Source organism: Companilactobacillus halodurans (genome assembly GCF_009600995.1).
Lineage (GTDB): Bacteria > Bacillota > Bacilli > Lactobacillales > Lactobacillaceae > Companilactobacillus > Companilactobacillus halodurans.
In genome coordinates, this window is sequence record NZ_VDFO01000001.1 from 24,280 (window position 1) to 46,308 (window position 22,029).

15 protein-coding genes, 1 tRNA gene and 1 other annotated feature (1 of these 17 only partly in view) are annotated in these 22,029 nt (G+C 35.3%); of the genes, 8 read left to right on the forward strand and 8 right to left on the reverse strand.

Features of this window, described 5'->3' with window-relative positions; all coding sequences use genetic code 11:
• Positions 1-7 precede the first annotated feature (7 nt).
• Positions 8-1,129: a hypothetical protein gene (locus tag FHL05_RS00100; RefSeq protein WP_153384993.1), complete on the reverse strand. Its 1,122-nt coding sequence runs from the start codon at positions 1,127-1,129 to the stop codon at positions 8-10.
• A gap of 236 nt (positions 1,130-1,365) precedes the next feature.
• On the opposite strand from FHL05_RS00100, the gene FHL05_RS00105 reads away from it, so the two are divergent.
• Entirely contained in the window at positions 1,366-1,647 is a 282-nt protein-coding gene (locus tag FHL05_RS00105) for a hypothetical protein (RefSeq protein ID WP_153384994.1), read from the forward strand.
• A gap of 428 nt (positions 1,648-2,075) precedes the next feature.
• Here FHL05_RS00105 and glnA read toward each other — a convergent pair whose 3' ends face one another.
• Positions 2,076-3,404: a type I glutamate--ammonia ligase gene (gene glnA, locus FHL05_RS00110; protein WP_337692527.1), complete on the reverse strand. Its 1,329-nt coding sequence runs from the start codon at positions 3,402-3,404 to the stop codon at positions 2,076-2,078.
• Positions 3,405-3,724: 320 nt separating this feature from the next.
• Between glnA and FHL05_RS00115 the strand changes: the two genes are divergently transcribed.
• Positions 3,725-4,702: a GMP reductase gene (locus FHL05_RS00115; protein ID WP_153384995.1), complete on the forward strand. Its 978-nt coding sequence runs from the start codon at positions 3,725-3,727 to the stop codon at positions 4,700-4,702.
• Between the two features lie 222 nt (positions 4,703-4,924).
• Here FHL05_RS00115 and FHL05_RS00120 read toward each other — a convergent pair whose 3' ends face one another.
• Complete coding sequence (locus FHL05_RS00120; RefSeq protein ID WP_153384996.1) at positions 4,925-5,893, reverse strand: glycosyltransferase family 2 protein; 969 nt, start codon at positions 5,891-5,893, stop codon at positions 4,925-4,927.
• A gap of 20 nt (positions 5,894-5,913) precedes the next feature.
• Positions 5,914-8,355 carry an ArnT family glycosyltransferase gene (locus FHL05_RS00125; protein ID WP_153521783.1) on the reverse strand — a complete coding sequence of 814 codons (2,442 nt, stop codon included), beginning with the start codon at positions 8,353-8,355 and terminating at the stop codon, positions 5,914-5,916.
• Between the two features lie 223 nt (positions 8,356-8,578).
• Here FHL05_RS00125 and FHL05_RS00130 point away from each other — a divergent pair, with 223 nt between their 5' ends.
• The 3 genes from FHL05_RS00130 (at position 8,579) to FHL05_RS00140 (ending at position 13,726) form a co-directional block, all read left to right on the forward strand.
• A complete protein-coding gene (locus FHL05_RS00130) occupies positions 8,579-9,265 on the forward strand; it encodes a response regulator transcription factor (protein WP_153384997.1) in 687 nt (228 codons plus the stop codon).
• Complete coding sequence (locus tag FHL05_RS00135; protein ID WP_153521741.1) at positions 9,234-10,586, forward strand: sensor histidine kinase; 1,353 nt, start codon at positions 9,234-9,236, stop codon at positions 10,584-10,586. The genes FHL05_RS00130 and FHL05_RS00135 overlap by 32 nt, the downstream gene beginning before the upstream one ends.
• Before the next feature lie 218 nt (positions 10,587-10,804).
• Entirely contained in the window at positions 10,805-13,726 is a 2,922-nt protein-coding gene (locus FHL05_RS00140) for a hypothetical protein (protein ID WP_153521743.1), read from the forward strand.
• A gap of 60 nt (positions 13,727-13,786) precedes the next feature.
• Here FHL05_RS00140 and mscL read toward each other — a convergent pair whose 3' ends face one another.
• Positions 13,787-14,173 carry a large-conductance mechanosensitive channel protein MscL gene (mscL, locus tag FHL05_RS00145; protein WP_153385001.1) on the reverse strand — a complete coding sequence of 129 codons (387 nt, stop codon included), beginning with the start codon at positions 14,171-14,173 and terminating at the stop codon, positions 13,787-13,789.
• Positions 14,174-14,327: 154 nt separating this feature from the next.
• Here mscL and FHL05_RS00150 point away from each other — a divergent pair, with 154 nt between their 5' ends.
• Both FHL05_RS00150 and FHL05_RS00155 read left to right on the forward strand, forming a co-directional pair.
• Positions 14,328-14,714: a hypothetical protein gene (locus tag FHL05_RS00150; protein ID WP_153385002.1), complete on the forward strand. Its 387-nt coding sequence runs from the start codon at positions 14,328-14,330 to the stop codon at positions 14,712-14,714.
• Between the two features lie 132 nt (positions 14,715-14,846).
• Positions 14,847-16,220: an FAD-dependent oxidoreductase gene (locus tag FHL05_RS00155; RefSeq protein WP_153385003.1), complete on the forward strand. Its 1,374-nt coding sequence runs from the start codon at positions 14,847-14,849 to the stop codon at positions 16,218-16,220.
• Between the two features lie 87 nt (positions 16,221-16,307).
• Here FHL05_RS00155 and FHL05_RS00160 read toward each other — a convergent pair.
• Positions 16,308-16,391: transfer RNA gene (locus FHL05_RS00160), tRNA-Leu, on the reverse strand.
• A gap of 67 nt (positions 16,392-16,458) precedes the next feature.
• Here FHL05_RS00160 and FHL05_RS00165 point away from each other — a divergent pair.
• Positions 16,459-17,313: an NAD(P)H-hydrate dehydratase gene (locus FHL05_RS00165; RefSeq protein ID WP_153385004.1), complete on the forward strand. Its 855-nt coding sequence runs from the start codon at positions 16,459-16,461 to the stop codon at positions 17,311-17,313.
• Positions 17,314-17,358: 45 nt separating this feature from the next.
• Here FHL05_RS00165 and FHL05_RS00170 read toward each other — a convergent pair whose 3' ends face one another.
• Positions 17,359-18,996 carry a putative polysaccharide biosynthesis protein gene (locus tag FHL05_RS00170; RefSeq protein WP_153385075.1) on the reverse strand — a complete coding sequence of 546 codons (1,638 nt, stop codon included), beginning with the start codon at positions 18,994-18,996 and terminating at the stop codon, positions 17,359-17,361.
• A 383-nt stretch (positions 18,997-19,379) separates the two neighbouring features.
• On the reverse strand, positions 19,380-21,794 hold the full coding sequence (gene leuS, locus FHL05_RS00175) for a leucine--tRNA ligase (protein WP_153521745.1): 2,415 nt from the start codon (positions 21,792-21,794) through the stop codon (positions 19,380-19,382).
• Positions 21,795-21,834: 40 nt separating this feature from the next.
• Positions 21,835-22,029: a binding site (T-box leader), on the reverse strand (it continues 16 nt past the right edge of the window).

Consider the following 22,029-nt stretch of genomic DNA (forward strand, 5'->3'; position numbering starts at 1 on the left):
TTAATCCTCAGTATTTAGAAGCCATTAATGCCATCAAGTTATTGTAAGAATAAGCTTCATTTTTTTGGCCAATCCCAATCCCACCATAAATTGCAGAAGATTTATCGGTAACCTGATATTTAAGAACCAATCCCATTGCTCGATGATACATTTTAGAATTATTTTCCCTTGAAAAAATCATCGCAGCTAAGGCATAACTTCCGGCAGAATGCTCTTTATCGATTACTCCCCCATTTACCGAATAACTATTATAAAGCGTATCGTTATCCACTTGATGCTCTAGCCAATTCAGTGAAGCCTCTTTAACCTTCTTAACCTCAGATAAATGCAAAATTGTTTCTAACGATTCAGAGGTATTCAAATTGTCCTGACTGTATGACTTATCGGACCAGTCGTAATAATTAGCGTAAAGTGGAAAGGCATCGCCTAAATAACCACTTTCAACGACCTCTAATTGTTGTCGATACATTTTTTTAGATTTCTTGGAAACTGACTCAAAATATTTCAAAGTCATTAAGTCATAATATGACAGCGAACCTTCAGCACTGTCTTCCTTTGATTTCACGTCATAAAAACTGGCAATTTTACCATTAGACATCGTATTTTTCTTTAACATGGCAAATCGTTTAGCAGCTTCTTTTTTAAAAGATTTACTATTCGTTAAGTCTGCATAAATCTGTAAGGCGCGAATTATTCGCAAATCATCCAGAGTTGCGTTCACATTATTCAATTTATTAGTCTTAGGATCATAACGGTAACTAAACTGCGTTTTTTGGTTAAAAGTTTCTTTCGTCGCTTGATAAAACTGACGAAATTTTTGATATTGATGCGTATAAGCTAAATATTCCAACCAAAGGCCGGATGACTCGCTCAACATTTCGTGCCCACTAGCGGAGTCTTTTGAGACTTTTTGTTGCTTAAAATTGGTGTAGATACCTTTTTTAGTAACTAATTTGTTTTCGATAAACTCTCTTAACATTTTTTCTTGAGATTGGTATCGATTGTGATTTCCTTGGTGAATAAATTGACTTTTACTAGTAGGAATCTGGTAATCAATTTTTCGATTGATACAGCCACTCATTAATAAAAAAAACAATAAGGATAAAGCTAATAAAACTTTCCTTTTCATTCTCAACCTCACACAAAAACTCTTGGTAGCTAACAGCTTATAACAGAATATTTTTTTTAGATATACAATCCGTACACTATCGGCAAAACCTATTCAGAAAAAATATTTTTAATAAACTTTTAAATTTTTCAACAATTTATTCTTTTATTAATTCAATTTCAATTTTTAAAAGTAATTTCCTCAAGTTACAAGTTAATTACCAATTTTTGCTATAATCAAACTAAGGAGGCGGTATCATGGCTTTAAATATCAATCTCGTTAATGGAAGAAGTATCCATATTACTGAAGAAACATATATTATCGCTTGGAAATACCAATCATCTTTAATGGCAAGTAACGCTGATCACTACTATCTCGATTGCATTTTCAAAGGCAATTTTGAAGATGGTAAAGTGACTGAAGATGATGAAGAAAATAAACTTGAAGGTCTCATCAGTGCTGCAGACTGGCTCACCATTGGAAAAGACAATAAAAATTCCCTAAAGGCCTCTGCGGTTTTAAGCCTTACTAGAGAATAAAATAGTCAATTGCACAAAAAAAGAGCCTCAGCTAAGCTGAGGCTCTTTATGCTCTCTGGGGGGAAAGCAGTAATCAGAATTTTGATTACGCTAAATACTAACATTTAAAAAAATGAATTTCCAGAGAAAAGCATCCAAATAAATATTTAATTCTCTATTCATTAATTGTCTTTTGTAGCGGTTTTCACGCTTTTCAAATATTTTAAAACTTAAATGTGTTTTCAACCGTCACCTTTTCTAGGATTTTTTATCTTCCTCTCATAAAAAAAGCAATTAATAAACAACCTTATTATTACAATCGATTTATACTAATAAACAATAAGCAAATTAATTTATTCACTTGCACAATTTAATTTAAACATAGATATAAAAAAGCACCACCCGATTCAACTAGAATTGAGTGGTGCTATTATTTTGAAATTTGTAAATTAATATTGGGACATGTAAGTATCTCTTTCCCATTGGGAAACTGTTTGTTGATATCTTGCCCATTCAGCATTCTTAGCAATGAAGAAACTATTTGTTAGTCCCTTGCCAAGTGATTGTTGAACATATTCATCTTTGCGTAGTGCTTTCAAGGAGTTGTGCAAAGTAGATGGCAAATCAACGATACCTTCTTCACGACGTTTCTCTTCTGACATTTCATAAATGTTGTCTTTAACTTCTGGCATCAAATCATAATTGCTTTGAATACCGTCAAGGCCAGCATCTAAGATACATGCGATTGCAAGGTATGGATTTGTTGTAGGATCAACACTTCTCATTTCGATACGTTTTGACTTGCCAGATGCAGCAGGTACACGAATCAATGGTGAACGGTTCTTGCTTGACCAAGCAATGTATGTTGGAGCTTCATAGCCTGGAACTAAACGTTTGTATGAATTAACAGTTGGATTATTAACGGCTGTTAAAGCACGAGCATGTTTTAAGATACCGCTTAAGAATTGTTTAGCAAGGTCTGACAATTGATCATTTTCATCATCAAAGATATTGTCATCGCCATTGAACAATGACATATTGATGTGCATTCCTGAACCATTGATTCCTTGGATTGGTTTAGGCATAAACGTTGCATAGAGGCCATGTTCTTTAGCAATTGTCTTAACTACCAATTTGAAAGTTTCAATACTATCAGCAGCAGCTAAAGCATCTTGATACTTGAAATCAATTTCTTGTTGTCCTGGGGCAACTTCGTGGTGACTAGCTTCGACTTCAAAGCCCATCTTTTCTAATTCTAAAACAATATCCTTACGAACGTTTACACCTAAGTCAACTGGTGAGAAGTCAAAGTAACTTCCATCATCGTTAAGATGTAAAGTAGGATTTCCTTGTGAATCAGTATTGAACAAGAAAAATTCTGGTTCTGGTCCAATATTGAAATGAGTGTAACCCATGTCGTTCATCTTCTTAATGATTCTTTGGAGATTAACACGAGGGTCGCCTTCAAACGGAGTTCCATCTGTCTTATAAATATCACAGATCAAACGTGCAACTTTACCATGTTCTTCGCCCCATGGGAAAATCAACCATGTAGACAAATCTGGATGGAGCAACATATCGCTCTCTTCAATTCTCGTAAAACCATCAATAGATGAACCATCAAAGGTAATCTTATTGGCAAGAACTTTATCCAATTGTGAAACTGGAACTTCCACATTCTTGATGATTCCGTTGATATCTGTAAACATCAGGCAGATAAACTCAACGTTTTCATCTTTTACCATTTTTGTAATGTCTTCTGCAGTATATTGTCGCACTTCTAACCACTCCTATTATGTATATACCAATTTTTTGAGAGACTCTAACAAACGTTATTAATAAACCGTTTTATTAATAATAAGATGATGATACCAATTACATTTATTAGTGTCAAATGTTTTCATTTCTTTTTTCAAAAAATTCCAATATTAAATACCAAATTTATTATATATGAAAATTCTATCACACTACCTAACTACACCCTAGATAATTAGTAATTTTAATTTGACTTCTCAGTAAATTACAGTTAAATTATAGATACGAACGAAATTGAATATAAAAATAATAATTGTTCGTAATTAATGAGGTGTATAAATAAATGCAAGTTTTCGACTATGAAGATATTCAACTAATTCCGAATAAATGTATTGTTGACAGTCGTTCAGAATGTGATACTAGTGTGAAATTTGGACCTAGAACATTTAAGATTCCGGTTGTTCCTGCCAATATGCAAACCATTATTGATGAAAAGCTGGCTGAAAAGTTAGCTCAAAATGATTATTTTTACGTCATGCATCGTTTCGAACCTGAAAAACGTATTGACTTTATTAAAGATATGAATCAAAAAAACCTCTTCACTTCAATCAGCGTTGGTATTAAAAAAGAGGAATTCAATTTTATCGATCAACTTGTCAACGAAAGTTTAAAGCCTGACTATATTACGATTGATGTTGCTCATGGCCACAGCGATCGAGTAATTCAAATGATTAAATATATTAAAAAGAATTTACCTGATTCATTTTTAATTGCCGGTAATGTCGGTACTCCTGAAGCAGTTCGTGAACTAGAGAACGCTGGTGCAGACGCTACTAAAGTGGGCATTGGACCGGGTAAAGTATGTATCACTAAATTAAAGACTGGCTTTGGTACTGGTGGCTGGCAATTAGCTGCTATTCGTCTTTGCGGCAAGGCTGCAAGCAAACCTATCATTGCTGATGGCGGTGTGAGAAATGACGGCGATATCGCCAAATCTATCCGTTTTGGTGCCAGTATGGTCATGATTGGTTCACTACTAGCCGGACATAAGGAATCCCCTGGTAAAATCATTGAAAAAGATGGTCAAAAGTACAAAGCCTATTTCGGTTCAGCATCTCAATATCAAAAAGGTGCTTATAAAAACGTTGAAGGAAAAAGAATGTTGATTCCTTACAAAGGTGAAATCAAAGACACCTTAACTGAAATGCAACAAGATCTTCAATCCTCAATCTCCTATGCTGGTGGTAAAGACCTTAATTCGCTTCGAAAAGTTGACTACGTAATTGTTAAAAATTCTATTTACAATGGCGATATCTACTAATATAGAAGACAAAATAAAATAGATAAAAAGAAAAGAAGCTGACGACTGGGTGTTCGTCAGCTTCTTTTTTATGAATGGGATAGTTCATGTTCAATTTGATAAGATAGGTTGTCCATCAAACAACTTTAATAACTATCAAATTTAACATTACTGTAACACATTACTTGGCAATTAAAAAGCCAGAAATCTCTTAAAGTAAAAAAGAATTTTTCTAATCTTTTATTAATTATTTATTCTTTGAGCACTGAAATGATGGATTGCTTTATTCCTTTGTTCAAAGCCCTTAGTCTTGCTGACAATAAAGCGTGGACGATTATTAACTTGGTCTAAAACTCGACCCACATAACTGCCAAGGATGCCAATGGCTAGCATCAATAAGCCAAGCGTAAATAACAAGACCGTTATTCCAATTGAAACTAAACTAAAATTGTTACTAGCAATCATGTAGCCTAAAGAAAAAATTGCACTTACAAAAGGTACAATCGAAAAAATATTTACAAAATGCAAAGGTTTCAGCGAAAAAGATATGACGCCATCTAATGCTAATTTAATCATCTTGGAAAGTGGATACTTAGTCTTACCCGCAAATCTTTCTTGACGATGATATCTGACACTAGTTTGCCGAAAACCAATCCAAGTTACCTGACCTCGAACAAAAGGATCTTGCTCATGCAATTTTAATAATTGATTAACAGCCTTTCGATCCATCAATCGAAAATCTCCTGTATCAAGAGGCATATCGATTGTGGCTAATTTTCTAAAAACACGATAAAACATTTTGGCTGTAAATTTTTTGAAAAAAGTTTCGCCGTCTCGTTGAATTCTCTTTCCATAAACAATTTCATAGCCTTCATGCCATTTTTCAATCATTTGTGGGATTACTTCTGGAGGATCTTGTAAATCAGCATCCATTACAACCGCTGCATCCCCTTTCGTATATTGAAGTCCGGCAGTAATTGCCAACTGATGTCCAAAGTTACGGGAAAACTCGATTAATTTAATATTTGAATGTTGCTCAAGTGCCTTATTAATGATTTGAACTGATTTATCCGTCGATCCATCATCAACGAAAATCAATTCGTAGTCTTCTTCTTGCTGCTCAATATAATTTAGTAAAGTATCGATTGTAGCTTGAATTCCAGGTTCTTCATTAAAGACTGGCAAGACGATTGAAATTAATTGATTTTTCATAAAAGATGTCCTTTCACTGATTACTTATAAATACTGGATAAATCATAGAGCGTACCTGATTGACCAGGACCGCCTTGACCTTGTCCCATAGAAGATGGTTCCTTCATACCTGGCTGTTTCATATTTTTTTGTAATTTCTTCATTTGAGACTTAGTCATCTTCTTGCCACTTGGTTTCTTATTACCAGATGGTTTTTGACCACTTGGTGCTTGTCCAGATGGCCCTTGACCATTTTGAGGTTGCTTATTTGAACCACTAGGCTTCGTTGGTGGCGTTGAAGATGAGTCTTCATTATTTTGACTAGGCGTTTGTGGTATCGTCTTAGTCTCTGTTTTAGTAGAAACAGTTACAGAACTTGCACTACCAGTTATAGAATTTTTGGTCTTAAGATTAACTTTTTTGGCATGTTTTTTAATCCAACTAACGATTTCATTGTTAGAACCGCCGGTTTTACCGCCAGAATAGTAATATTTTAATTTGCCTTCCTTAACAAGTTTCTTGAATTGACTAAGCGTGATAGCTTTATCAGTCCCATTGAAACCACCCATTGCCATAACAGCTTTACCAGTAGCAATGATATAAGGAGAAGCTGTACTTGAGTCATCTGTTGCAAACAAATATTCGGCTTTTCCTTGGTGTTTTTCCAAATAAGTCAACAAGGTGGAATCGACTTGGGAATCTCCCATGCCGCCGCCATTGCCTAAGGCAGTAAGCAATGATGGCCCGGCACTTGGTATCCCATCACTCGACCCAGCAAGCGTTGGAGTCAGCGACCACCAAGTAGGTGCCAATAAAACGATTATTAAAGCTGCAATCGGCCAAGCTCGTTTGTTCTTTAATTTAATCGCTATCCAAGGTAAAACGAATAGCGGAATTGAAATAATAATACCAGCAATCAACAAGACCCAAGATAACGTTGGATAATAATTGTTCAAATACCAGGCCTGAAGAATACTTGTGGAAAGAATCGACAAAGGCAATAACATTGACCAGAATGATTTTTCACGCCACTGTTTTACCATAGTGTAAATTCCAACTCCAGCTAAAGCAGCTATTGCGGGTGCCAACATAATCATGTAATAAGGATGGAAGAAACTGGCAATAGAGAAGAATCCAGCTACTGGTACCAGCCAACCAATCCACAACCAAAGTTCCGTTCTTTGGGAATTGAGTGAATACCATTTCTTCATCTTGGAACCTCTAAAATAAGCATAACTTGAAACTAATCCAAATAAAGCTATTAACATCAACCAACTGATCTGTGGTCCTAATTCTTTTTGAAGCAATCTAAATGGTCCGGCAGTACCGATATTGAAGGCTCCAGAGCCTCCACCGCCAGTACCACCACCGGTAGGAGCATTACCTGTATTACCAGTCTTTCCTCCAGCCATTTTAGGAGCATTGCCAGCTTGAGTCTTTGAACCAGATTTTTTATTTGAATTGGGCATTGCTGGTGGATTACCCTTTGCGGATTTCTTAGACCCACTTGGAGGCGTCATTGATTTATTTGCTTTAGTCCCACTTGGCTTTTTTGATTTCTTGCCAGATGGTGGGGTCATGGATTTACCATTTTTCTTAGAAGAGTTCCCCATTCCTGGGAAGGCTCCACCTGTTCCAGTTGTTTGACCTAATAATCTTTGAGTACCGTTATATCCAAAGGCTAATTCCAAAGCTGAATTAGTTTCAGAGCCACCCTCATAAGGACGGTTCGAAGAATTGGTTAAATCAACTGACAAAGGCCAAAATAACGTAAAGACTGCAAGAAAAATCGTTGCAATCGATAAGTGAGATAACTTCTTTTTCCAATTGGTCTGAGCTGCTAGCCAGTAATACAAATAAAGTGCTGGTAAAACCATAAAGGCTTGCAACATTTTGATATTGAACGAGAAACCAATTAAAGCAAAACCAATCCAAAGATAGCGTTGTTGTTGTTTCAAAACAGCTTTTTGTACAAACCAAAACGACAGCAACAGGAAGAAGATCAAAGTTGCATCCATATTATTAGTTCTTGAATCAGCCACGACAATTGGCGTCAATGTCATAATCAAAGCGGCAATTCGAGCTGGAATTCTACCAAAACGTTTAGAAATCAAATTATAGATTAAATAAACTGATCCAATTCCAAACAAAATTGATGGTAAAACTACGCTCCAGCCATGAACGCCAAAGATTTTTGCACTGATCGTCATAAACCACAATGCAACTGGTGGCTTATCAACCGTAATAAAACCAGCAGGATCAAAGCTGGCATACCAGAAATTCTTAAAACTTTTAGTCATACTAACGACTGCAGCAGTATAAAAGTTGTTGGCCTCACCGGCTTCCCAAATATTCCAAGCATATAAAAATGCCGCTAAAATCAAAATGGCTATTAACCAATAATCATATTTAATAGTTCTTAATTTATTTAAGAAATGGGATTTTTTGTTATTTTGAACACGACTTGGTTCTTTTGAGTTCATCATTTAGCTTCTCCAATCTTTAAATAGCAATATTTACTAAAAAACAAATGATTGAATAAATTAAAATCGAAAAAACAATCGGTCCTAATTGTAAAAATTTTTTCATCTGTTAAATTTCCTTTCCTAACAACAAAAACAAGATTAGACAAACTAGCTTAAACTAAGCTTAAATCGGATAATATGATTTATAATTGTATATATGAAATAGACAAAGGAGTTTGCTATGACAAATAATATAAAAATTTTAGTAGTTGAAGACGATAAGAATTTAGCTGACAACATCGCCTCTTTTTTAAGCGACTTCTCAGAAATAGACATTGAAGGCGATGGCCTCAGCGGAAAATTTGCTGCAACAGAAAATGTCTACGACTTAATAATTTTAGATATTATGTTGCCTGAAATGAACGGTTATGATGTGTTAAAAAATATCCGTGATGCAAAAATAAATACACCGGTTTTAATTTTGACAGCTAAAGCCGATATTGATGATAAAGTGCACGGTTTTAATCTTGGAGCTGACGATTATCTAACCAAACCATTTCATCGTGAAGAATTATTAGCTCGTGTTAAAGCCTTATTAAAGCGGACTGGTGTTTTAACTGACGATTCAACCTTAAAAATTAAGAATCTTGAAATAAATCTCAATAACCACGAAATTATTGCTGGCGGAAATCCATTGTCACTCAATGGAAAAGAATATGATTTATTGGTATATTTGTTTCAAAATAAAAATACAATTTTGACCAAAGATCAAATTTTTGAACGTATCTGGGGATTCGATTCGGATACCTCCATTACAGTGGTCGAAGTTTACATGAGCAACTTACGAAAAAAACTTCGTCCATCAAAAAATGATGGCCTAATCAAGACCATCAGAAATGTTGGGTACATCTTCCAAGATGAAGCTTAATTCTAAACAAAATCGCATCACGCGTCGCCAGCAATTTAAGCTTTTTCTTTCAATAATGGCTGCTTTTGCCATTTTATTTTTAACCTTAGGATTGATTATTTTTAATCTTTTTCAATCTTCAACCTATCGAAGCATTGATAAAGACATCAAGTCTCAAGTCACGGCTATAAAAAAACAACCTAATATGCAAAGAAAAGTTAATAGTTCTCCTACTCCACAAGGTCCTGACGATCAATTCCACCGGCCAGAACCCAAAGCGCCCTTTCAAACTTCAATTTTGATTTTCAATTCAAAAGGTAAATTACTGAACCGGTCTAGTCTTGGTAATCGATACTCTGTTGTTAAAAACATTAAATTGAGAAAAAAGAATTTGAATTTGAAACAAACTATCACGATAAACAATATGAATTTCCGTTCTATTTTAATCAAAGTATCGAAAAATAATAATAATCCAATGTATGCTGGACATTACGTTTTAATCATGCAAAACATCGATACCCAGATTCAATCAATGGAAAACTTTGAAAAGATTCTAATTATCACGTTCTTTCTCTTTTGGATTGCCGCTTTAATTACTTCATACTTTTTAGCTCGTATCAACATGTTGCCCATCGTCAAATCATGGAAGCAACAAACTGAATTTGTTAATGATGCTGCCCATGAATTACGGACGCCGTTGACAATTATCCAAGGTAAATTAGAGTACATGCTAACTAAACCTAAGCAAAAAATCATCGATGAAGCCGAGGCAATTTCAGTGTCACTCGATGAAGTCAGTCGTTTGAATTCTTTAACGAATAACCTCTTGGATTTAGCAAGATTCGACCAGGCAACTACCAAACTGTACTTTGAATTAACCAAACCACAGTTCTTCTTAAAAGACCCAATCATCCCTTTTAAGGACATCATCAATTCACAAGAAAAGGTCTTTCAAATAAACTTGCGTCATAAACCGACGCTTAATCTTGACCGTAATAAAATTAAACAATTATTGATAATTTTGTTGGACAATGCTACAAAATACACTCCTAAAAATGGCACAATTAAAATTTATGATCACGTTGAAAATTCCAAATATCAATTCATTATTTCCGACACTGGCGTTGGCATCAGTGACAGTGATAAACAAAAAGTCTTTGGAAGATTCTATCGAGTTGATAAATCTAGAAATCAAAGTAGCGGCGGTCATGGTTTGGGGTTGGCAATTGCCAAACAAATTGTCACTAATCATAAAGGAAACATCTTTGTAAGAGATAATTTGCCTCATGGAAGCGAATTTGTAGTTGAACTACCAATCAAGAAAACCCATAAGAACGATTAATTTTAATCATTAAAAGCACGGCCTAAATTGATAGGCCGTGCTTTTAGTTTCATAAATATTTTAATAGACACTATAACTTCTATTTCAAATTAATATTTTTCATTGAACAATTAATATTTCTTGCTTCATTTAACAAAAAAAAACCTCCTAATTTTTGAATTAGAAAATTCTTCACTCAATGATAAGATTATAAAATTGTTTGCGAGGGAGGATTGCTTGTGTTAAAAAAAGGATTAATTATACTAGAGCTTACTTTTGTATTTTTTCTAACAATATTATTTTCCAAACCAACCATCACCAAAGCTAAGCCTGTAACTGATGCTGATGTAGTTCAACACTTTGAAACTAAAGACCACGAGGAATTAATCATCAGTTATGTATTGGAAGATAAAAAAGAACTATTTTTTAAAACCACTACAGAAAATGCTATCGACATTCAAGCATTAAAAAAGGAACTGGGAGCGCAAAAAATTGAGGAAATAACTTCTGAAGAAATTAAAGTTACACTTGATAATCCTGACAAAATTGATTTCAAAATGCTGCTTACTAACAAAAAAGATTTTACACTGATTGCACTAGACTCCAACCACAATGAAATTTTCCGCAGAGAAATGAATGAACAAACTAAAGATTCTAGACTCGCTGCAGAAGATGATGAATGGTTAACTGAAGAAGAAATTGCCAACTTTGAAGAAGGAACCTGGACTGAGGCCGATAGTTTAAGATTAAGTGAAGGACCGATTTTAGAACACTCAGATGGCACCACCACTAGGCCATACCTTTATTTTGGCGATTATGTTTATGCATCCCAAAATATATCGCTTTTAGATGCTTATCAAAAAAAGGGTGATTCAAGGCAAGTCAGTTTGACAGCTGCTAATTCAGCCATTTTATTTGCTGACAAAGGCAGTCGTATTTCCGATGGATTACGAAGTCCCAATAACCATATTTACACGACTCACTATGGAGACAACCAGAATCTTGATACAGGATTGTATAATTTAGAAATAGAAAACAGACCTTACGGCTCACCGAATTCTTTTGTCTCTAACACCCTCTATAATACTGTGCAACAAACCGATAATTGGCTATTGCCAGGTACTTCTGGTCCAGATAAAGCAGGATACAGTTTTGCCTTTTTAGAGAGGCCACGTTTCTTTTATCGAATCGATCCTAATACCGGTTTTGAGGAACAGCGTTTGGTTTTTCGACAAAGAGCTTTTGATTCTGAAAAAAAAGGCCGCGCCAATCCGGAAGTGACTACTACGATTCGCCAGAAGTTTGACAAAGGCGGACGAATAATCACTATTATTTCATCTAAAAATACTGGGAAAACAACAATTAATAACTTCACAGCTTTTTCTAACCAAGATTTTTCTCTAAATAAAGATGGCAAAGAAATTATTTCCGTTGACGGAAAAAAAGCTGGAAATTATTTACCAATGTATTCTTTGGGTAATAATCGTGGAATGTATATCCAATCAAAAAACGATGAAGTCCGAACTAGTATTTATACTAAAGAAAGCAATTATCCACCTAAGGCCTGGGCCGCAAGGTCAATTTCACATTCATACATTGCTACTAAAGGATACATGGTTACTCATGGCTTGTTAGAAATCGGTCGAACAACCGAAAGATATTATCCGTGGAAAGTCGGTAAGCCAAAAGGAAGAGTCAGCTTAGTCGGAAATAACTTTTACGATCGTAAAACTCAAACATATAAATCGCCTTATGTTCCCGAAAATCTCTATAATGCATTCGATGATCAACGTGATTTAGGCGATGCTGAAAATAATTTAACCGCAGGAACACGTTTAGGTGCATCAAGAGCTGAATCAATGTGGGATACTGGTTTAACAATGCATTCGCCGACAATCGATTTAGAGGTTGGTAAATCATCCAAAATACAATATACAACTAAAACAGACGTTAATGGTAAAGACTTCAATCCTGTTTTGAAAATTGATGATAAAGGGACTGACGACAAACCAAATATCTTAATTCTTGGCCAAAAAGACCTCCCCATTACTGGCAGTTGGTTCGACTTTGACAGCACTAACGCAACAATTTATTACACGGTCGATAGTATGAATCCTAATGATCTGCAAATACTTGCGAATGGCGTCCAAACTAATAATGAAGCTGCAAGCGGCAAAGTCAACGAAATCAAAAAATCCATCCCTCTTCGAGGCCTTGATAAGAGCAAACATCGCATTCGTTTCATTATGAAAGATGGTGAAGGTCATTTATCTACAATTGAAGAAACGATTTTTAGATTCATCAAGGATACAACAAACCAACCGCAAATCAATGTTATCTCGCCTAGTTCTAGTTACGAAGATCCGCACACCCCTTTCTCCCATCAGATTACCTTGAGAGGTATTTGGAGCGACAAGGACAGCAAAAACATCAAATCTATTTCCTATTCAATTGACGACGGCGAAGAAAAAGCTATTCAGGAAAATGTTCCTGTTAAAGATAATAGTCGCTTCGCATTTTGGGAACTTCAAGATTTAAATATTGGTTCGCAAAACGACTTTAAACCACATAAAATCACTTTTAAAATTGTTGATGACGAAGACAATATTGGAAAAGAAGATTTTTACTTTCAACACAAATCAGGCAGTACCCAACTGATTGCACCCCAAAAAATCGATTTAGGAAGTTTAGTTATTTCACCAATTAGTTCTAAAAAAATAAAGCCAACCATAAAAGAAGGAAAAATTATCCTGGATGATTTTAGAGAAAATAGTTCTCATCCAATTAACGTTACCTTATCGATTGCAAGATTTTACAAATCTAATAAAAATCAAGAAGAAACTCATCATCATAGTGAAGATGGCGATGATAGTCAATCTAGTCACGATCCGGACACTTCTACTAAAGCCTTAGCCTTAGAAACCGATAAATCTAAATATATTTCTCATAAAGTCTATTGGAAAAATAAAAGGGTCAGTTCTAAAAATTTAATAATAGGTCAATCCGTTAAAAAAGATGAAAAGCCATGGCATTTTACTAATGATTTCACCAATGAAGTTTTAAAAAATCTCGAACTAACCTTTAAGTCAGTCAAAAATAAATCTGTCTTTGGTGAATATGTCAGTCAATGGACTTGGCAAACAATTGATTCAATTGAATAAAAATCCTTATGACACTAAAAAAACGTAACTTAGCCTGATTTTTTCAGCTAGTTACGTTTTTTATTTGTTGTTTTCTTTTTCATCCAATGATTCAGAAATCTTCTTCAAATACATTACGATTTCTTCATCTTTATTGTCCTCTTCTGGTTCAGCTTCACGGGTTTTGATAATCCTATTCATAAATTTAACCAATAGAAAAACGACAAAGGCGATAATGATAAAGTTAATGATAGATTCAATAAAAGTTCCGTACTTAAAGGTCGCATCCCCTACTTCCAAAACTAAGTTGCTCAAATTTACTTTTCCTAAAAAGAGACCGATTAAAGGATTAATCAAATTGCCTACTAATGATTGAACGATAGCTGTAAAAGCAGCACCCATAATAACTCCGACGGCAAGATCCATGACATTGCCTCGACTGATAAAATCTTTAAATTCTTTTAACATTTCCCAAATCTCCTAAAATTTATTTCTACCATTAATTATGGCGTTTTAAAGGGTATTTATGCAAATAATTAACTATAGACAAGATATCTGCCATTATTTTGTATTAAAGTTTTCGCAATTTAATTTATAATTAGATGTGAAAGGCTGTGAAAAAATGAATAAGTTTGATATTTACAAAATGATTTTGGAAATTATGGCTGAAGACAATCCCAAAGATTTCCAAGAACTTTTAGACAAGGCACAAAAGTACCAAATCGTTAAAGATTATATTGCTAGCGATAATGCTAATCAGTTTTTAATTCAAGACATGCAAGATACTACGATTAGTATGATCAACGATAACCTTATTTCTGGAATCATCAGTCCCCTTAAATACGTCACTTTAATCAAATTGAATGGTCTAACTATTGAAGGCTTTCAATATTTAAAGAAAATAAAAGATAAAGAAACTAAAGAACAAGTTCAACAGCTAATGCAAAAAGATGGACTGTCAATGAATCCTAAAACGTTGACTCAAGTACTATCAAGGCTGATTTTTTAGATGTAATTTGTTTCTTAGTTTCACTTAAATTATTTACTATTGTCAACTAACTTATCGATTGACACCTCTTTTTAATAGATATATTCTTAGAACGTATTAAGTTATTTTATAAATCAAAGCGGAGGTTTTTTTATGTCAAAGACAAAAGTAGTAATTATTGGTGCATCACACGGTGGGCATCAATCAATTCTTGAATTGCTTAAGCGTTACGACGACGTTGATATCAAATTATTCGAGGCTGGCGATTTTGTCTCCTTCATGTCTTGTGGTACTGAATTATATCTTGAAAATAGTGTCACCGATGTCAATGACGTTCGTAATTTCAGACCAAGCGATTTCTCTGAAAACAAAAATGTCGAAATTTTAAATAACCACCAAGTAACAAAAATTGACGCTGACAAGAAAACAATTACAGCTGTCGATACGAAAAACAATACTAACGCTGACTACGAATATGACAAACTTATTCTTAGTCCTGGTGTAAATCCTAAGTCCATCCCCGTTCCTGGAAACGACCTCGAAAATGTTTTTCTAATGCGTGGTTACGATTGGGCAACAAAGATTAAAGCTAAACTTGAAGACCCAGCAGTGAAAAACGTTACAATCGTTGGTGCTGGATATATCGGTATTGAAGCTGCTGAAGCAAGTAAAAAAGCCGGCAAAAATGTCACTATCTTAGATGTTATCGATCGTCCATTAGGTACTTACCTTGATGGTGAAATGACTGACATCTTAGCTACTCACCTTGAAGATAAGGGCGTTAAAGTTGTAACTAGCGCTAATATCAAAGAATACACTGGAAATGGCAAAGTTACTGGCGTTAAAACTGACAAAGCTGAATACCCTAGCGACTTAGTTATCCAAGCTGCTGGTGTCAAACCAAATACTGATTGGCTCAAAGGTACTGTTGACCTAGACAATCGTGGTTGGATCAAAGTTGACGAATATCTACAAACCAATCTAAAAGATGTTTATGCTATCGGTGATGCTACATTGGCTTATTCAATCCCCGCTGATAACCATGTTCCCATCGCTTTAGCAACTGTCGCCCGTCGTGAAGCAAGATACGTTATCAAGCATCTCTTCGAGAAAGTTCCTGCATTGCCATTTGGTGGCGTTGTTGGTTCTTCAGCTTTGAGCGTCTTTGATTATCACTTTGCTGAAAGTGGCCTCAACAGTTTTACAGCTAAGAACTCAAACGTTGAAATTAAATCATCATTTTATTCAGGAGACTTGAGACCTGCTTACGTGCCTCAAGGAAAAGATAATCCTAAAGTTTGTGTTCAATTGTTCTTCAATCCAAGTTCACACGTTCTCTTAGGTGGTGCCGTTCTTTCAACTTATGACATCACTGCTCAAGGAAATGTTCTAGCCTTAGCAATTCAACATAAATTAACCGTTGAAGATTTAGCCGATGCTGACTTCTTCTTCCAACCTGGTTTTGACAGACAATGGAGTATCTTAAACGTTGCTGCTCAACATGCACTAGGTGAAACTGATTTCTAATTAGAAATCTTAAAAAGTAGTTTTTTTATATAAAAAAGATAGTAAGAAATGCATTTTGCACTTCTTCCTAACTTTTTCCTGTATTTATGCCGCTGGCGAGATTCGAACTCGCACCTAGAAAACTAGACAACGACCTGAACGTTGCGCGTCTGCCAATTCCGCCACAGCGGCAAAACAATACAAATAATCACTAAATTGGCTTACAATTAAAATGATACTACAAATGGAGGGTATTGTAATGGAAAAAATCAATAAAAACATCTTGAATCAAGTAATCACTCTCCGAAATCCCGTATCATACAAAGGAAATTACGGAAAAATCCTGATTATCGCTGGATCAACTCACTTTGGTGGCGCCGCCATCCTTTGTAGCAGTGCTGCTGTTGCTAGCGGTGCCGGTTTAGTGACAGTTGCAACCGTCCCTGAAAAGTTCACTGCTATCAATACGCGGATTCCTGAAGCTATGACAATTGATTATCAAAATAAAAACGACCTCTTAGAAGCAATCCAGAATAATACCGTCATTGCAATCGGCCCTGGATTAGGAATCTCATCGGTTGCCAAGGGCTTGGTTAAAGTTGTTTTAAAAGAAGCTACGAAAAATCAGACAGTAATTATCGATGCGTCAGCATTAACCTTAATTGCAGAAGAAAAAATACCGCTGACAACTAATGCTAAAATTATTATGACGCCACATCAAGGAGAATGGGAACGACTCTCGACGCTTAAAATTCATGAGCAAAATGAACTCAATAATATTGATGAATTGCATAAGCTAAACCCCAAAGCCGCTTTAGTTTTGAAAAAACATCATTCAGAAATCTATTATCAAGGCAAGGTCCTACAAATAACTGCTGGAAATGCTGGTATGGCTACTGGTGGTATGGGCGATACTTTAACAGGTATCATGGCTGGTTTTATTGGTCAATTTGGATTTTCAATTGAAACAATTTCGGCAGCCCTTTTAATTCATAGTTATATTGCCGATAAACTCAATAAAAAACATTACGTTATCTTGCCTTCGCTCTTGATTGAAAAACTACCAAAGTACATGGCTAGTTTCAGCTATGAAAATGGGCACTATTTATCATAAGAAATGAAAAAATCATCAATTCTTAAAAAAATTGATGATTTTTATTTATTTCATATTAAAGATTTTTCTGATTCGAGCAACTTTAGATCCTAGAATCTTATCAGCTAAGGAAGTTTTCAAAACTAGATAACCGTAAATTATGCCACCTAATCCTGCCTCAAGAATCAAAACGACTACACTGATGATTCGATCAGTATTGCCAACGAAATGGAAAACGACCCAGTTAACAAAAATTACTGACACGAACATAATCAATGAAAAGAGAATGATTCCACTGATACGACGAGTTATTCGACCAGTATCAAATGGATAAATTGCATGTAATTCTTTAGTCATTAACCAACAAACTACGGCCATTCCGATACTGGTTGCTACTAAAGGTCCAAATTCATGGAAGATGGCAATCATTGGCAATTGAACGACCACTTTAACAATAAAACCATAAACAAAGTACTTAATAGCTAAACGATTACGATACAACGCTTGCAAAACTGCGGAAAGAACGGTAAACAATCCTAGTAGAATTGAAATTACTGATGAGAATTGCAACATCAAAACTCCTAAGGCGTCATAACGATAGAATGTCGTCCATAATGGTTGAGCCACAGCATACATTCCTAAAGAAGCCGGAATCATAATAAAAAAGAATAACTCCAAAGTATTAGAAATTTGTCCTTCAATCTTTCCTTCGTCTCCTTTTGAATAGAGGCCAGATAAAATCGGCACTGCTGTAACGGCCATAGCGGTCGACAATGACACGATAATCATAATTAATTTATTAGCTTGAAAACCAAACAATGAATAATAGTTATCCAATTGTGCACCCGTCGCATTGACGAACATTCTCATAAATTGATTAAAAGTTGACTGATCATAAAGATTAAAGAAAGTTATTCCGGCATCGAGAATGATAAATGGAACAGCTTGCTCAAAAATCTCTTTAGTAAAGTTTCTTTCATTTACATCAGTCACTGGCTTACCGTTACGCGAAAGCTGCCTTAATTTTGGTAGTTTCTTTAAGAGAGCTAAAACTAGGATTCCAATTGCAAAAGCTGCTCCGATAAAAGCCGCAAATGTCGATTGAACAACAGCATTAATATAACTGCCCTTATTAATGACCATAATGATATAAGTCGCAATCAACATGTAAACAACACGAGCAATCTGCTCAATAAACTGCGAGATGGCTGAAGGCGCCATATCTGCATAGCCTTGCAAATAACCTCTTAAAATACTCAAGATAGGAATTATCAAAACCGCTACGGCTAAAGATTTGATAACTGGGATACTTCGTGGGTCGCCATCAGTGAACAATGTCGCTAGAACTGGTGCTCCAAAGTACATAATGGCTCCAAAAATCACTCCCATAAAAGTCATGATTTTTAATCCATGTTTGAATAATTTGTTACCTGTCGAATACTGATCTAAGGCATTATAATGTGAAATCTGTTTCGATATCGCACCCGGAATACCTGCTGTCGACACGATTAAAAATAAACTATAAATATTGTATCCTTTGGCAAATAGAGCATTAGCAGCTGGATAATATGAGCCCATCCAAGCCATCCAAGGGATGATATATATTGCACCTAAAATACGTGAAAAAATACTTCCAGCCGTCATCCATGCTGAACCTTTCAACATGGTATCTTGTGAAGAAACTTCTGGTTCCAACACCGGCATAACTTCTTCATTATCACGGCTATTATTTACGCCCAAAACATGCACCACCTTAAAAACTGTCCATTTAATTATAGCAAAGTTCTCATCTTAAAAATCTAAAATTACTCTTAAATTAACTAAATTGCAAATTAATTTCAAATGTTGCTTAAACTTTACAGATACGATAAATTGTAAAGGCTATTTAATCAAGATAAATGGTAATATAAATCTATTGATGGCAAGAGATTGATTCATTATTAAAACTCACCTAAAAGTTTGCATTAAGCAATTATTCTCAATTGAAATTCCTTCATATCATATATAATATTAAATACTGCTTGGTCTCTGCCATCAATGACGTAAAAAAAGAGCTTCGGAAAATCCGAAGCTCTTTTTCTTATTTCCTATTTTACTACGATATTAACTAATTTATTAGGAATAGCAATTATCTTAACGATATTTTTGCCATCTGTAAATTTCTTAACTTTTTCATCAGTTGTAGCCATTTTTTCTAAATCATCTTTAGAAGTTCCTGTAGCAACTTTAATCTTGTCTCTAAGTTTACCATTGACTTGTAAAATGATTTCAACTGTATCAGAAACCAATTTCTTTTCATCATAAGTAGGCCATTTAGCGTAACTGATTGATTCATCGTGACCAAACTTACTCCAAAGTTCCTCCATCATGTGTGGAGCAATTGGTGCAAGCATCTTCACTAGACCTTCAGCGTAAGCCTTAGGCATTGTGTCAACCTTATGTGCTTCGTTAACAAAGACCATCATTTGAGAAATAGCAGTGTTAAAGTGTAAAGCATCAAAGTCTTCAGTTACTTTCTTAACTGTTTCATTATAAACTTTATCTAATTTACCGTCATTTTCCTTAGTTAAGAAGCCTTCACGAATTGTGCTGTAATCATCATCATTAATGAATAAGTTCCAAACACGATCCAAGAATTTAGCTGAACCTGACAAGCCATTTTCTGACCAGGCAATTGAAGCATCCAATGGACCCATGAACATTTCATAAGTTCTCAAAGTATCAGCACCGTATGATTCAACGACATCATCAGGGTTAACGACATTACCTTTAGACTTAGACATCTTTTCATGACCCTTGCCTAAAATCATTCCTTGATTAAATAATTTTTGGAATGGTTCTTTAGTTGGGACAACACCCAAATCATATAATACCTTGTGCCAAAATCTTGCGTATAACAAGTGCAAGACAGCATGTTCAGCTCCACCAATATACAAGTCAACTGGTAGCCATTGTTTCAATAAGTCATAATCAGCCAACTCTTTATCGTTATGTGGATCGATATATCTCAAGTAATACCATGAAGAACCAGCCCATTGTGGCATCGTATTAGTTTCACGTTTACCTTTACGACCATTTTTATCCACAACATTTACCCAATCAGTTAAATTAGCAAGTGGACTTTCACCAGTACCTGAAGGTTTGATATCTTGATCAGCTGGTAATTCCAATGGCAATTCATTTTCTGGAACTAATGAAGTCGTTCCATCTTCCCAGTGAATGACAGGGATTGGTTCACCCCAATATCTTTGACGTGAGAAGACCCAATCACGAAGACGATAGTTAACTTTTTTCTTACCAAAGCCTTTATCCTCAAGATATTCAACCATGCGATCGATAGCATCTTTTTTGTTCAATCCATCCAAGAAATCAGAATTAATATGTTTGCCATCACCAGTAATGGCACCGTCATCAAGATTTCCTTCAATAACTTGTTTCATTGGTAAATTGAATTTCTTAGCAAAAGCAAAATCACGATCATCATGAGCAGGAACGGCCATAACGGCACCTGTACCATAAGTTACCAAGACATAATCAGAAATCCAAATTGGAATTCTGTCGCCATTGACAGGATTAGTAGCGTAAGCTCCTGTGAAGACTCCGGTCTTTTCATCATTCAAATCAGTTCTATCAAGATCTGACTTGTGTGAAACTTTTTCTTTATATGCATCTACAGCTGCTTTTTGTTCAGGAGTAGTAATCTTATCAACTAAATCATGTTCTGGAGCTAAAGTCATGTATTGAACTCCAAAAACAGTATCTGGTCTAGTTGTGAAGACATCGATTTTATCGTCAAAACCAACAACTGGGAAAGTGATTTGAGCACCAACTGAGCGACCAATCCAATTTCTTTGTTGTTCTTTGATACTTTCTGGCCAATCGATATCATCAAGGTCATCGATCAATCTGTCTGCATAAGCTGTAATCTTTAGCATCCATTGACGCATTGGTTTTCTAATAACTGGGAAACCGCCACGCTCTGTTTTGCCATCGATAATTTCCTCATTAGCCACAACTGTACCTAAATCTGGAGACCAGTTAACTGGTACTTCTGCTTCATAAGCGAGACCTTTTTTGTACATTTGTTCAAAGATCCATTGTGTCCACTTATAGAACTTAGGATCAGTTGTTTGTACTTCACGATCCCAATCGTAAGAGAAGCCTAATGAATTGATTTGACGCTTGAAGTTTTGAATATTTTTTTCTGTGAAGTCAGCAGGATTGTGACCCGTATTCAAAGCATATTGTTCAGCTGGCAACCCAAAAGCATCGAAGCCCATTGGATGCAAAACATTATATCCTTGTGCACGTTTCATTCTGGCAACAATATCTGTTGCTGTGTATCCTTCAGGGTGACCTACGTGAAGTCCTTGTCCTGATGGGTATGGGAACATATCCAAGGCATAAAAATTCTTTTTCTTTGGATCATTAGTTGTTCTAAAAGTATCGTGTTCTTTCCAATACTTTTGCCATTTTTTCTCTACGGTATTGTGATTGTACATATTTTTCCTCCTATACAAAAAAAGTCCCATGATTATATAATCATAGGACGAGTTATCGCGTTACCACCTAAGTTCCGCACTAAATAAGTACGACTCTTGAAATCCTTAACGAGGATCATTCGCAGTCGCTTACTGAAGTTCGGCAACTAAATCAGTGGACGAGTTCGAAAATAGAAATCTATGCATTCACATCCCCATGCACTTTCTGAGAAGCATTTCTATTATCTACTATTTC

Coding starts and splice junctions, on each gene's coding strand:
- FHL05_RS00100 (WP_153384993.1), bottom strand. CDS start 1,129: ATGAAAAGGAAAGTTTTATTAGCTTTATCCTTATTGTTTTTTTTATTA.
- FHL05_RS00105 (WP_153384994.1), top strand. CDS start 1,366: ATGGCTTTAAATATCAATCTCGTTAATGGAAGAAGTATCCATATTACT.
- FHL05_RS00115 (WP_153384995.1), top strand. CDS start 3,725: ATGCAAGTTTTCGACTATGAAGATATTCAACTAATTCCGAATAAATGT.
- FHL05_RS00120 (WP_153384996.1), bottom strand. CDS start 5,893: ATGAAAAATCAATTAATTTCAATCGTCTTGCCAGTCTTTAATGAAGAA.
- FHL05_RS00125 (WP_153521783.1), bottom strand. CDS start 8,355: ATGAACTCAAAAGAACCAAGTCGTGTTCAAAATAACAAAAAATCCCAT.
- FHL05_RS00130 (WP_153384997.1), top strand. CDS start 8,579: ATGACAAATAATATAAAAATTTTAGTAGTTGAAGACGATAAGAATTTA.
- FHL05_RS00135 (WP_153521741.1), top strand. CDS start 9,234: ATGTTGGGTACATCTTCCAAGATGAAGCTTAATTCTAAACAAAATCGC.
- mscL (WP_153385001.1), bottom strand. CDS start 14,173: ATGTTAAAAGAATTTAAAGATTTTATCAGTCGAGGCAATGTCATGGAT.
- FHL05_RS00150 (WP_153385002.1), top strand. CDS start 14,328: ATGAATAAGTTTGATATTTACAAAATGATTTTGGAAATTATGGCTGAA.
- FHL05_RS00155 (WP_153385003.1), top strand. CDS start 14,847: ATGTCAAAGACAAAAGTAGTAATTATTGGTGCATCACACGGTGGGCAT.
- FHL05_RS00165 (WP_153385004.1), top strand. CDS start 16,459: ATGGAAAAAATCAATAAAAACATCTTGAATCAAGTAATCACTCTCCGA.
- FHL05_RS00170 (WP_153385075.1), bottom strand. CDS start 18,996: ATGCCGGTGTTGGAACCAGAAGTTTCTTCACAAGATACCATGTTGAAA.
- leuS (WP_153521745.1), bottom strand. CDS start 21,794: ATGTACAATCACAATACCGTAGAGAAAAAATGGCAAAAGTATTGGAAA.